The 13,704-nt window shown below is 41.7% G+C and carries 10 protein-coding genes; 8 read left to right on the top strand and 2 right to left on the bottom strand.

Going from position 1 to position 13,704, the window contains the following annotated elements:
- Positions 1-11 precede the first annotated feature (11 nt).
- Both Q4546_RS05065 and Q4546_RS05060 read right to left on the bottom strand, forming a co-directional pair.
- Positions 12-1,118 (bottom strand): efflux RND transporter periplasmic adaptor subunit, encoded by a 1,107-nt coding sequence (locus tag Q4546_RS05065; protein WP_102438311.1) that lies wholly within the window; start codon positions 1,116-1,118, stop codon positions 12-14.
- 1,097 nt (positions 1,119-2,215) lie between these two features.
- Positions 2,216-3,502, bottom strand: a complete 1,287-nt coding sequence (locus tag Q4546_RS05060; RefSeq protein WP_102438309.1) for a citrate synthase — start codon at positions 3,500-3,502, stop codon at positions 2,216-2,218.
- Between the two features lie 415 nt (positions 3,503-3,917).
- On the opposite strand from Q4546_RS05060, the gene sdhC reads away from it, so the two are divergent.
- The 8 genes from sdhC (at position 3,918) to sucD (ending at position 13,553) form a co-directional block, all read left to right on the top strand.
- Positions 3,918-4,313 (top strand): succinate dehydrogenase, cytochrome b556 subunit, encoded by a 396-nt coding sequence (gene sdhC / locus Q4546_RS05055; protein WP_102438307.1) that lies wholly within the window; start codon positions 3,918-3,920, stop codon positions 4,311-4,313.
- The gene (sdhD, locus tag Q4546_RS05050) at positions 4,307-4,654 is read left to right on the top strand and encodes a succinate dehydrogenase, hydrophobic membrane anchor protein (RefSeq protein ID WP_303445818.1); all 348 of its coding nucleotides are present in this window, start codon (positions 4,307-4,309) and stop codon (positions 4,652-4,654) included. The genes sdhC and sdhD overlap by 7 nt, the downstream gene beginning before the upstream one ends.
- On the top strand, positions 4,655-6,421 hold the full coding sequence (gene sdhA / locus Q4546_RS05045; protein ID WP_076537446.1) for a succinate dehydrogenase flavoprotein subunit: 1,767 nt from the start codon (positions 4,655-4,657) through the stop codon (positions 6,419-6,421).
- 11 nt (positions 6,422-6,432) lie between these two features.
- A complete protein-coding gene (locus tag Q4546_RS05040; RefSeq protein WP_076537448.1) occupies positions 6,433-7,140 on the top strand; it encodes a succinate dehydrogenase iron-sulfur subunit in 708 nt (235 codons plus the stop codon).
- 254 nt (positions 7,141-7,394) lie between these two features.
- The gene (sucA, locus tag Q4546_RS05035; RefSeq protein ID WP_102476209.1) at positions 7,395-10,217 is read left to right on the top strand and encodes a 2-oxoglutarate dehydrogenase E1 component; all 2,823 of its coding nucleotides are present in this window, start codon (positions 7,395-7,397) and stop codon (positions 10,215-10,217) included.
- A 27-nt stretch (positions 10,218-10,244) separates the two neighbouring features.
- Complete coding sequence (gene odhB, locus Q4546_RS05030) at positions 10,245-11,435, top strand: 2-oxoglutarate dehydrogenase complex dihydrolipoyllysine-residue succinyltransferase (RefSeq protein WP_102438303.1); 1,191 nt, start codon at positions 10,245-10,247, stop codon at positions 11,433-11,435.
- Between the two features lie 79 nt (positions 11,436-11,514).
- Positions 11,515-12,681 (top strand): ADP-forming succinate--CoA ligase subunit beta, encoded by a 1,167-nt coding sequence (gene sucC / locus Q4546_RS05025; RefSeq protein WP_076537457.1) that lies wholly within the window; start codon positions 11,515-11,517, stop codon positions 12,679-12,681.
- Entirely contained in the window at positions 12,681-13,553 is an 873-nt protein-coding gene (gene sucD, locus Q4546_RS05020) for a succinate--CoA ligase subunit alpha (protein WP_102438301.1), read from the top strand. Before sucC ends, sucD begins: the two co-directional genes overlap by 1 nt.
- Positions 13,554-13,704 lie beyond the last annotated feature (151 nt).

Raw genomic sequence — 13,704 nt, 5'->3', positions numbered from 1 at the left:
CGCATCCTTGTCTATTTGCTGGCTAGGCTGTTTTTGGCGTAAGAAAGCGGACTGATGATTTCAACTAACGACAGGTCTTTAAGGTTTTGCTGACCACGAATGACGATTTGTTCACCAGATTGCACACCAGATAGAATTTCAACTTTATCATTTTCGCGATAACCGAGAATCACTTCACGACGGTTAGCGGTGTTATCTTTAATGACATACAGTGCTTGGGTGTCATCTTGGTTAATAATGGCGTTAAAAGGCACAGTAACAACATCATTGTGGGTATCATATTTAAGCTCAACACGCGTGAACATGCCGGCTTTTAATGTTGCGTCTTTATTGTTGATGGCGATAGTTACTTTGAATGTACCGCTTTGGGCATCAACAATTGGGCTAATTCGTAATACATTAGCGATAATATCTTGTTCTGTTGAGCCCTTGTTATTAGCGTATTGATTACTAATGCGCGCTTCTTGTCCTAAACGTAAGCTATTAAGTTGTTGCTCTGGTAAATGTACAATTCCGTGTAGTTCATCTTGATTGACAATATAAAACAACTCTTCAAACTCTTTGGCCATATTGCCTTTTTTCACATGCCTGGTGGCGACAATGCCATCGATAGGTGAAACAATGCGGCTTTCAATCACGTATAGTTCTGCGAGATCTCGCTGAGCCATTGCGGCTTGTAAGTTAAACTCCAGCTTTGCCATCACATCTTGACTTACAAATTCTTTGTTTTTCATCTGTTTTAAGCGGTTTAATTCTTGCTCAATAATCTGAACTTCAGCAAGCGCACGCTGATAATCAAATTGTTGGCGTTTGGCATCAATGGTCGCCAGTGCTTGGCCCTTTGTAACTCTATCGCCTTCTTCAACGTTTATTGAAGTAATTAAGCCTGCAATTCGGGTGACAACATGGGCTTCCTCGGGCGCTTCTAGCGTCGCGGTGGTGCTATAAAATGAAGACACATTTCCTTGAGTCACTTGTGATACCTCAACAGGTACCGCGTATTTTTCTTCTTCTGCAGCTGTTTCTTGTTCACCATTACAGCCACTAAGCATGATTGAAAATGCCGTAATACAAAAAACGGATGAGGTGAATTTTTTAATGTTGTTGAACCTTTCCATGGGATACCTGCCAATTAACTAAGTGTTATAAGTGACGTGACATGCCACAGAGTCTGAAACCAAAGCATGCAAACGTCACGTTATAACATGTAATAAATGTTGAATTTATGTTTACAAAGCACGTAATGTGCCAAAATAAATTATTGTTATTTTTCAGTGCTTTAATTGGGTAGCGGTATTTTAGGAACTTAAATGTTAACAAGGGGTAGTGGGAATGCTCAACAAATGGTGAAATTGCTTACTAAGATTTGAACTAAGGGTTCTGATTTTTGTTGATTAGGATTGTGGGTAAATGGCCATTGAATTAATTTGGCTTTAACAAGAAAATTATTAATAATACAAATAAAATGAACGTGAAAATATTTCAAGGTGTAAAAGCGTATAAAGAAGACCAAATTCTGGGTAAAAAGGAAACCAAATTGTAAGTTTTAATATCTCTAATGGCCATTTTTTAGAACAAAAAGATTTTCTTTATAGCGATATAATTTAAAAAGCAGCTTTTTATATCAGATTTAATTGATATTTTTACTCAATTTATTGTTTATTAGGGCCTAACGTGAATGAAAATGACTATTTTATGAATGTTTTTGGATGATTTACAGTATTTTTCTAGCTTAATCTTTAACTTCAAATGAATTAAAATCGGAAATATTTCTAATAGGCAGTTGTATTGCCTAGCACAAATCTGATGCAACTCCTTCTATAAACACAAATGTAATTGGGTTAATTAGGCCGATTTATGGCGTACTTTGGACATATTTTAAAGCTTATTTAATTCTAATTTGTAATACAAAACCAAGCGCTAAAGTGCCGGCGACCCTTTAATTTCGACTAAAATTAACCTGTGGCGGCTATTAGGATTTAGTAAATAATGAAGCGGACCTAGATAATGTGGCTTATGACCAATCTATGGTGAATGAGCTTTAAACGGGGATAAATGTGTTTGGCAGTTTTATTCATACTTGGCTGCTATGGTAACCAAAGTTCGCAGCAAGGGATTTTTGTGTTCATTGAGCGAGGCTGTCAACGCTAACAAAACAGCTTCTCTAGGCATTAAAAAAGCGCCTAAATAGGCGCTTTTTTCACAAACGATTAAGTTATCGTTTATCTATGCTGACAAAGTCACGCTCGTCTGAGCCAGTGTATAACTGACGTGGACGACTGATTTTGTGACCTGGTTGGTCAAGCATTTCTTTCCAATGTGCAATCCAACCAACAGTACGAGAAAGTGCAAATAACACTGTAAACATACTAGTAGGGATACCGATTGCTTTCATGATGATCCCTGAGTAGAAATCAACATTTGGATAAAGCTTTTTAGATACGAAATAATCGTCTTCTAAAGCAATGCGTTCAAGTTCCATCGCTACATCTAGCAAAGGATCGTTCACATTTAGCTCAGCTAACACTTCATGACATGTTTCACGCATCACTTTAGCGCGAGGGTCGAAGTTTTTGTAAACGCGATGACCAAAGCCCATTAAGCGGAATGGATCAGCTTTGTCTTTCGCACGAGCAATAAACTCAGGGATGCGATCAACACTGCCAATTTCTTCAAGCATATTTAGACAAGCTTCGTTAGCACCACCATGAGCAGGACCCCATAGTGAAGCAATACCCGCTGCGATACATGCAAATGGGTTAGCACCAGATGAACCCGCTAAACGAACCGTAGAGGTAGAAGCGTTTTGTTCATGATCAGCGTGTAATACAAAGATTCTGTCCATTGCTTTTTCAACAACTGGATTGACTTGGTATTGTTCACACGGAACAGCGAACATCATGCTAAGGAAATTACCTGCATAACTTAGGTCGTTGCGTGGGTAAACAAAAGGTTGACCGATTGAATACTTGTAGCACATTGCTGCAATGGTTGGCATCTTAGAAACAAGGCGGAAAGCCGCAATTTCACGATGTTTTTCATCATTGACATCAAGAGAATCTTGGTAAAACGCAGATAATGCACCCGTAACACCACATAGCATAGCCATTGGATGTGCATCACGACGGAAACCTCTGAAAAACGAAGCTAATTGCTCGTTCACCATGGTGTGATTCTTAACCATAGCCACAAACTCTTCGTATTGAGTTTTGCTTGGTAATTCACCATAAAGCAGTAAGTAACAAACGTCTAAATAGTTAGATTCAGTAGCTAGTTCATAAATTGGATAGCCACGGTGTGTAAGTACACCTTTTTCGCCATCAATGTATGTAATTGCAGACTCGCAAGATGCGGTCGCTAAAAAACCTGGATCGAAGGTGAAATGACCTGTCTTTCCAAGTTTACTGATATCGATTACATCAAACCCAGCAGTTCCCTGCTTGATAGGTAATTCGATCGAATCTGTCCCCGGTAACTCTAATTTGGCTATATTGTCAGCCATACCCCGTTCTCCTTACTTCATTCTTTTCTGTGAGTGCGGCATGTTAAGCGGACATTACTTTACAGTGAATTAGTGTCACATTTCAATTTAAATAAGCGTTTAAATTTATTAGACCATGGTATAAAGCTTGCTAGACGCCTTGTTAGCAATGGTTTTTTTGCAAAAAAAACATCAAAAAACAAATTTTACATAGTGTGATGTTTGTATTTGACAATTGCCTTGAGTATACTTGCCTGCGTCCTGAAGGGCGACAAACATCACATTTTTGAAAACATTTTTACGTTGTCTAAATTAGTGAATTCTCAAATGGTTAAGTGTTTGATAGTAGTCTGTTAAGTTTCAACATTTTGTTTACATTTGTAGTTTGGTGTAACAAATAGAAGCAAAGCAAGATGAATAATAAAAATAATGCTCAATGGAGCTGAGTGAGCAGAACGTGAAAAAGCAAAGACCTGTCCATATAGACCTACAGACCATTCGCTTTCCTGCAACAGCGATTGCGTCAATTCTTCACCGTATTTCCGGTGTTATCATGCTGTTTGCTGTCGGTATTCTTATTTGGATGCTAAATGAATCTTTAGCATCGCCTGAGAGTTTCGCTGGCTTACAATCTCTTTTTGATAACCTGCTAGTTAAGTTTGTTATTTGGGGAATTCTAACCGCGTTGGGTTATCACTTAATCGTTGGCGTACGTCATCTGATTATGGATACCGGTCGTTGGGAAGAGCTTGCCTCTGGCTTAGCGTCAGCAAAAATCGCCTTTGTGTTATCAGCGGCGTTTTCTATCATCGTGGGGATTTGGGTATGGTAACAAATGCAGCAAGCCTTGGACGCAGTGGTGTTCATGATTTTATTTTAATTCGTGCTAGTGCCGTAATTTTAGCCTGTTATACCATTTTTATGGTGGGTTTTATTGCGTGTAGCGCTCCATTGACATACGAAATTTGGCAGGGGTTATTCAGTACCTTACCAATGAAAGTATTCACTTTATTAGCGCTTGTTGCTGTACTTATCCATTCATGGATTGGTATTTGGCAAGTGTTAACTGATTACGTTAAAAACGTATCAATGCGTGGATTACTTCAGTTCGTTTTTGTCGTAGCAGCTTTTTGTTATCTAGCTGCAGGCATATTAATTGTGTGGGGTGTATAAGTGAGTATTCCAGTTCGCGAATTTGACGCAGTAGTGATTGGCGCTGGTGGCGCTGGCATGCGAGCGGCATTACAAATTTCTAAAGAAGGTAAGAGCTGTGCGCTTTTATCTAAAGTTTTCCCAACCCGTTCTCATACAGTATCTGCGCAAGGTGGTATTACCGTTGCGTTGGGTAATGCTCATGAAGATCACTGGGAACAGCACATGTACGATACCGTGAAAGGTTCTGATTTTATCGGTGACCAAGAAGCAATCGAGTTCATGTGTAAGACAGGTCCAGAGGCGGTTATTGAACTTGAGCAAATGGGTTTGCCATTCTCACGTTTTGAAAACGGTACTATTTACCAGCGTCCGTTTGGTGGCCAATCAAAAAACTTTGGTGGCGAGCAAGCGGCACGTACTGCAGCTGCAGCTGACCGTACAGGTCATGCATTACTTCATTGTCTTTATCAGCAAAATGTTAAACACAAAACTGAAGTATTTTCTGAGTGGTATGCACTCGATTTAGTGAAAAACGATGACGGTGCAATAGTTGGTTGTACGGCTATTGAAATTGAAACTGGCGAGATTGTTTACTTCAAAGCGAAGGCAACCATTTTAGCAACCGGTGGTGCAGGGCGTATTTATGCTTCAACCACCAATGCACATATTAATACTGGTGACGGTGTTGGTATGGCAATGCGCGCTGGCGTTCAAATGCAAGACATGGAAATGTGGCAGTTCCACCCAACGGGTATTGCTGGCGCAGGTGTGCTTGTAACTGAAGGTTGTCGTGGTGAAGGTGGTTATCTTTTAAATAAAGATGGCGAGCGTTTCATGGAACGTTATGCACCAAATGCAAAAGATTTAGCATCACGTGATGTTGTTGCTCGCTCGATGATGACAGAAATTCGTGAAGGCCGTGGATTAGATGGTCCATTAGGGCCGCATTGTTTACTTAAGCTTGATCACTTAGGTAAAGAAACATTAGAAGCTCGTCTTCCTGGTGTTTGTGAACTTTCTCGTACTTTTGCGCATATTGATCCAGCAGATGGCCCAATTCCTGTATTGCCAACATGTCATTACATGATGGGTGGTCTACCCGCTAAAGTGAGTGGTCAAGTTGTTCGTCAAAATGCTGATGGCACTGAACAAGATATCGTGGGTTTATTCGCTGTAGGTGAAATTGCTTGTGTATCAGTACACGGTGCAAACCGCCTTGGTGGTAACTCATTACTGGATTTAGTGGTATTTGGACGTGCTGCTGGTCAGCATTTAGGTAAAGCACTCGATGCGACTGCGGATCCAAAAGCGCCATCTGAAGAGCAAATTTCAGCATCACTTGAGCGTCTTAATCGCTGGGAAAGCAATAAAGACGGTGAAGATCCTGCTGTTATTCGTAAAGACTTACAGTTATGTATGCAACTTAACTTCTCTGTATTTAGAAGTGGTGATGCAATGGCTGAAGGCCTTAAAGAGCTTAAAGCAATTCGCGATCGTTTAGCGAATGCTAAGTTATCTGATAACTCTTCAGAATTTAATACTCAACGTATTGAATGTTTAGAGCTTGATAACTTGATGGCGACAGCAATTGCGACAGCTTATGCTGCGAACTTCCGTACAGAAAGTCGTGGTGCGCATTCTCGTGAGGATTTCTTAGACCGTGATGATGATAATTGGTTATGTCATAGCGTCTTTGACCCCGTCACAGAAGAAATGACTAAGCGTGAAGTCAACATGGAGCCTAAGCTTCGTGCGGCATTCCCGCCTATCAAGCGTACCTACTAGGAGAAGCCCCGATGAAATTGGAATTTGCAGTTTATCGCTACAATCCTGATGTAGACACTAAACCATATATGCAGGATTACAGTTTAGATGTGGAAGAAGGTACCGATATGATGGTACTAGATGCACTGATGAAGCTGAAAGAGTTAGATCCTGCATTATCATTTAGACGCTCATGTCGTGAGGGTGTATGTGGCAGTGATGGTATGAACATGAATGGTAAAAACGGCCTTGCGTGTATTACGCCTGTTTCTACTTTTAAAGGTAAGAAAATTGAAATTCGCCCACTTCCTGGCATGCCAGTTGTGCGCGATTTAATTGTCGACCTGACTCAGTTCTACACTCAGTACGAAAAAATTAAACCGTTTCTTATCAATGATGAGAAAACACCGGCTCGTGAACATTTACAATCACCTGAAGAGCGTGCTCATTTAGACGGATTATATGAATGTATCATGTGTGCTTGTTGTTCTACTGCTTGTCCATCTTTCTGGTGGAACCCTGATAAATTTATCGGACCAAGTGGTTTACTGCATGCATATCGCTTCTTAATTGATAGCCGCGATACGGCAACTGAAGAGCGTTTAGATGGTTTAGACGATGCTTACAGTGTGTTCCGTTGTCACGGTATTATGAATTGTGTTGATGTGTGTCCTAAAGGACTAAACCCAACTAAAGCCATTGGCCACATTAAGTCAATGTTACTGAAGCGAGCAGTGTAAATGCGCAACATAGAGCTGGGATTTATTGTTATATAGCTCTATTGGGGAGTCATCTTCAACTATGGGGATGACTCTTTTGTGTGTGTTAGAAGACCTTTGTAATTAACTGTTTAAATTATATAGTTATATCGCTATTATCCGTAGTTGATAAACAGCGTTAAACGAAAGAGTTAATACGATTCGATTGTGGTGCAACCAGGTATCGCAATTATGAAATTGGCGAAGCACGTGTATCAAGTTTGGAAGGAAAAGTAATGCACCAAGGCATCATGAAAGCTTGGCTCGAATCGTCACATTTAAGTGGCTCAAATTCGACCTACGTAGAAGAGATGTATGAAGCCTATCAAGAAGATCCAAGTTCAGTTACCGCTGATTGGCAAGTCGTTTTTGATAATCTCCCTGCGGTAAATGGTACTTCTCAAGATCTACCTGAAACTGCACACTCTAAAGTACGTGATTATTTCCGCAGTTTAGCATTAGAAGGTCGTGCCAAAGGCGCTAGCCGTGTTACTGACCCAGAGTTAGATGCTAAACAAGTAAAAGTCCTCCAGTTAATTAACGCTCACCGTTTTCGTGGTCACCAAAATGCTAACCTTGATCCGTTAGGTTTATGGCACCGTGAGCCAGTATCTGAATTAGACCCAGCATTTCATGGTTTAGATGCCGAAGATATGCAACGTGAGTTCAATACCGGTTCATTTGCATACGGTAGTGACACCCTTAAATTAGCCGACATAGTTCATGCATTAAAAAGTACCTATTGTGGTTCTATTGGTGCTGAATACATGCATATTACCGATACCGATGAAAAGCGTTGGATTCAGCAACGTCTTGAACCGTCTTTGGGTAAAGCAAATTACGATAACACCACTAAGAAACGCATTCTAGAAGGCCTAAATGCTGCTGAAGGTATGGAAAAATACCTTGGCGCAAAATTTCCAGGCGCAAAACGTTTCTCGCTTGAAGGTGGTGATGCGTTAGTGCCAATGATGCGTGAGATTTTATATCGCGCAGGTGAAGCAGGTACCAAAGAAATTGTCGTCGGTATGGCTCACCGTGGTCGCTTAAACGTCCTTGTTAACGTACTGGGTAAGCGTCCTGCTGAATTATTTGATGAATTTGCCGGTAAGCATGATGAAATCCAAGGTTCTGGTGACGTTAAGTATCACCAAGGCTTTTCATCTGATTTCGAAACGCCAGGCGGAAACGTTCATTTAGCACTGGCCTTTAACCCATCACATTTAGAAATCGTTAACCCTGTGGTTATTGGTTCAGTACGAGCGCGTCAAGACAGACGTGGTTGTAGCGATGGTTTACAAGTTATGCCAATTACCATTCATGGTGACTCGGCAATTACTGGACAAGGTATTGTGCAAGAGACATTTAACATGTCTCAGACCCGTGGTTTTAAAGTTGGCGGTAGTATTCGTATCGTTATTAATAACCAAGTGGGTTTCACTACCTCTAATACTGCCGATGTGCGTTCAACGGAATACTGTACTGATATTGCCAAAATGGTCCAAGCGCCTATTTTCCATGTCAATGCAGATGATCCTGAAGCTGTTGCCTTTATTTCGCAGTTAGCGGTGGATTACCGTAACGAATTTAAGCGTGATGTGGTGATTGATTTAGTGTGTTATCGCCGCCATGGTCATAACGAAGCTGATGAGCCAAGTGCAACGCAGCCGCTAATGTACGCAAAAATTAAGAAGCATCCTACGCCGCGTAAGATTTATGCTGATCGATTAATTCAAGAAGATAGTATCTCTGCTGATGACGTTACTGGCCTTGTCAATAACTACCGTGATGCATTAGATGCAGGTGATTGTGTAGTGAAAGAGTGGCGTCCAATGACGTTACACACTGTTGACTGGTCGCCGTATCTTAATCGTGAGTGGGATGAAAGCTATCAAGGTGCAATGAACTTTGACAAGCTGATTGGTCTTGCGCAAAAGATGGTAGATATTCCTGAAAGCCACAAATTGCAATCACGGGTCGCTAAGATTTATAAAGACCGTGTATCGATGGCAAACGGTGAAAAACCGGTTGATTGGGGCTTTGCTGAAACCTTAGCTTACGCCACCATTTTGGAAGATAAAAAACGCGTTCGTATTACCGGTCAGGATTCTGGTCGTGGTACTTTCTTCCATCGTCATGCAGTTTTACATAATCAAAATGATGGTACGACTTATTTGCCGCTTCGTAATGTCGCTGATGAACAGGGCGAGATTGATATTACTGACTCAGTATTATCAGAAGCCTCGGTACTGGCATTTGAGTACGGTTATGCCACAGCAGAGCCGGGCGGATTAACCATCTGGGAAGCGCAGTTTGGTGACTTTGTTAATTGTGCTCAAGTGGTTATCGATCAGTTCTTATCTTCAGGTGAGCAAAAGTGGGGCCGATTATGTGGTCTAACGATGCTACTTCCCCATGGTTATGAAGGCCAAGGCCCAGAGCATTCATCTGCTCGTCTTGAGCGTTTCTTACAGCTTTGTGCAAACCACAATATGCAAGTGTGTGTTCCTTCTACACCTGCACAGGTTTATCACATGCTACGCCGTCAAGTTGTACGTCCTATGCGTCGTCCACTGGTGGTGATGTCGCCTAAATCATTACTACGTCATCCATTAGCGGTTTCTACACTTGAAGAGCTCGCTGAAGGAAGTTTCCAAAGTGTGATTGGTGAGCTTGATGCATTAGACGCGAGCAAGGTTGATCGCGTTGTCTTCTGTAGTGGTAAGGTGTATTTCGAATTACTCGACAAGCGTCGTAAACAAGAAATTACTAACGTTGCTATTGTCCGTGTGGAGCAGCTTTATCCGTTCCCGCAAGAAGAAATGCAAGCCGCACTTGCTGACTATCAGCACGTTAAAGATTTTGTTTGGTGTCAGGAAGAACCTCAGAACCAAGGTGCTTGGTATTGTAGCCAACATCATTTCTGGGCAGCTATCCCTGCCGGAGCTGAACTAACCTACGCTGGCCGTGAGGCATCTGCTGCACCAGCTTGTGGTTATCCTGCTCTGCATGCACGCCAACAAGAAGCATTAGTTAATAGCGCATTAAAACTGTCGTAATAGAAAATTATAAAAGGAAAGCTTTCCATGAGTATCGAAATTAAGGTACCCGTTCTGCCAGAATCAGTTGCAGATGCAACAATCGCGACATGGCATGTGCAACCTGGCGAACAGGTTTCTCGTGACCAAAATCTAGTTGATATCGAAACTGATAAAGTTGTACTAGAAGTTGTTGCGCCAGAAGATGGTTCTATTAGCGAATTATTATTCCAAGAAGGTGACACTGTTCTTGGTGAGCAAGTGATTGCAAACTTCGTTGCTGGTGCAGTTTCAGGCCAAGAAGTGACTAAAGCAGAAGCAGAAGCTGCATCACCAGTAGCTGAATCTACAGATGAGTCAAATGATGCATTAAGCCCATCTGTACGCCGTCTCATTGCTGAGCATAACCTTGATGCAAGCAAAGTAAAAGGCACTGGTGTTGGTGGACGTGTGACTAAAGAAGATGTTGAAGCATTTGTGAAGTCAGCACCTGCGGCTAAACCTGCTGCAGCGCCTGCGCCAATTGCACCACTTGAAGGTCGTACTCAAAAACGTGTTCCTATGACGCGTTTACGTAAGACTATTGCTAATCGTTTATTAGAGGCTAAAAACTCTACGGCAATGCTAACAACGTTTAACGAAGTTAACATGCAGCCAATCATGGATATTCGTAAGCAATACCAAGAAGTATTTGAAAAACGTCATGGTATTCGTTTAGGTTTCATGTCTTTCTACGTAAAAGCTGTGACTGAAGCATTAAAACGTTTCCCTGAAGTTAACGCGTCTATCGACGGTGATGAACTGGTTTATCACAACTACTTTGATGTCAGCATTGCGGTATCAACGCCACGTGGTCTGGTTACCCCAGTATTACGTGATACCGATACCATGAGCCTTGCTGAAATTGAAAAAAATGTGCGTGAATTAGCAATCAAAGGCCGTGATGGCAAGTTATCTGTTGCTGATATGACCGGTGGTAACTTCACCGTGACTAATGGCGGCGTATTTGGCTCGCTAATGTCGACGCCAATTTTAAACCTTCCACAAAGCGCGATTTTAGGCATGCATGCTATTAAAGATCGCCCAATGGCTGTGAATGGTGAGGTTGTTATTCAACCTATGATGTACCTAGCATTATCTTACGATCATCGAATTGTTGATGGCCGTGAGTCGGTTGGTTTCTTGGTCGCTATTAAAGACTTCCTTGAAGATCCAACTCGTCTATTGCTTGACCTCTAAGAGTCAACTAGACAATACCCTCGTAGCTGGCTCGTTAGAGCCAGTAGGATTTTATAAAGAAGTATATGGATAGATCATCATGAATTTGCATGAGTATCAGGCAAAATCCTTATTTGCCGAATATGGTTTACCAGTTTCAGAAGGCTTCGCTTGCGATACAGCCCAAGAAGCGGTAGAAGCTGCTGGTCACATTGGCGGCGATATGTGGGTTGTTAAGTGTCAAGTACACGCTGGCGGCCGTGGTAAAGCAGGTGGCGTTAAAGTCACTGGCGATAAAGAAGAAATCAGAGCATTTGCTGAAAAATGGTTAGGTAAGAACTTAGTGACTTACCAAACTGATGAAAAAGGCCAGCCTGTTGCTAAAATTTTAGTAGAAAGCTGTACTGATATTGCAAATGAACTTTACCTAGGTGCTGTTGTTGACCGTGCGACTCGTCGCGTTGTGTTTATGGCATCAACTGAAGGTGGCGTTGAAATTGAAACTGTGGCTGAAGAAACCCCAGAGTTAATTCACAAAGCAATTATCGATCCTTTAACAGGTCCTCAACCATACCAAGCACGTGATCTTGGCTTTAAGTTAGGTTTAAACCCAACTCAAATGAAGCAGTTCACTAAAGTGTTTATGGGTCTTGCAAAAATGTTCGAAGACCATGATTTCGCTTTATTAGAAATCAACCCGCTTGTGATCACTGACGAAGGTAATATCCATTGTCTTGATGGCAAGATTGGTATCGATGGAAATGCTTTATTCCGTCAACCTAAAATCCGTGACATGCACGATCCATCACAAGATGATGCTCGTGAAGCACACGCAGCTAAGTTTGAACTTAACTACGTTGCATTAGACGGAAACGTGGGTTGTATGGTTAACGGTGCAGGCCTAGCAATGGGTACTATGGACATCGTAAACCTACATGGCGGCAAGCCAGCTAACTTCTTAGACGTTGGCGGCGGAGCAACTAAAGAACGTGTAGCAGAAGCATTTAAAATCATTCTTTCTGACTCAAACGTTAAAGCTGTTTTAGTTAACATCTTTGGTGGCATCGTACGTTGTGACATGATTGCAGAAGGTATTATCGGCGCTGTAAAAGAAGTCGGTGTAGAAGTTCCTGTTGTTGTCCGTCTTGAAGGTACTAACGCTGAATTAGGCCGTGAAGTGCTTGCAGGTTCTGGTCTTGATATTATCGCAGCTGCGTCATTAACTGATGCTGCTGAGAAAGTTGTTGCTGCTGCGGAGGGCAAATAATGTCCGTATTAATTAACAAAGATACTAAAGTTATCTGTCAAGGTTTCACTGGTGGCCAAGGTACTTTCCACTCTGAGCAAGCAATTGCTTACGGTACAAAAATGGTTGGCGGTGTATCTCCAGGAAAAGGTGGTCAAGTTCACCTAGGTCTTCCTGTATTTAATACTGTTAAAGATGCTGTAGCTGAAACGGGTGCAACTGCGACTGTTATCTATGTACCAGCACCTTTTTGTAAAGATGCAATCCTTGAAGCAATCGACGGTGGCATTGAGCTAATCGTATGCATTACTGAAGGTATTCCAACTTTAGACATGCTTCAAGTTAAAGTTAAACTTGAAGAAACTGGCGTGCGTATGATTGGTCCTAACTGTCCAGGTGTTATTACTCCTGGTGAGTGTAAGATTGGTATCATGCCTGGTCACATCCACAAGCCTGGTAAAGTCGGTATTGTTTCACGCTCTGGTACATTAACGTACGAAGCTGTTAAACAAACTACTGACGAAGGTTTTGGCCAATCTACTTGTGTAGGTATTGGTGGTGACCCAATTCCAGGTACTAACTTCATCGACGTATTGGAAATGTTCCAAAACGATCCACAAACTGAAGCAATCGTAATGATTGGTGAAATTGGTGGTACTGCTGAAGAAGAAGCTGCTGAATTCATCAAAGCAAATGTAACTAAGCCTGTTGTATCTTACATTGCTGGTGTTACTGCACCAGAAGGTAAGCGTATGGGTCATGCTGGCGCAATTATCGCTGGTGGTAAAGGTACTGCTGAAGATAAGTTTGCTGCATTAGAAGCTGCTGGCGTAAGCACAGTTCGCTCTTTAGCTGACATCGGTAAAGCACTGCGTACTAAAACTGGCTGGTAAATTCTAGTGAGTTAATCAAAAGGCGCCATTTGGCGCCTTTTTTGTTTTATGCTTTTTGTTGCTAGGTTTTATCCTGCAATCATGTCTATAAAAACATAATTTCATATTTTACAACGTGTTATTCTGTGTTTAACTGGCTATATGAATATTT

The organism is Shewanella sp. 4_MG-2023 (genome assembly GCF_030548015.1).
GTDB lineage: Bacteria > Pseudomonadota > Gammaproteobacteria > Enterobacterales > Shewanellaceae > Shewanella.
This window is presented reverse-complemented; position numbering and strand designations above follow the sequence as displayed.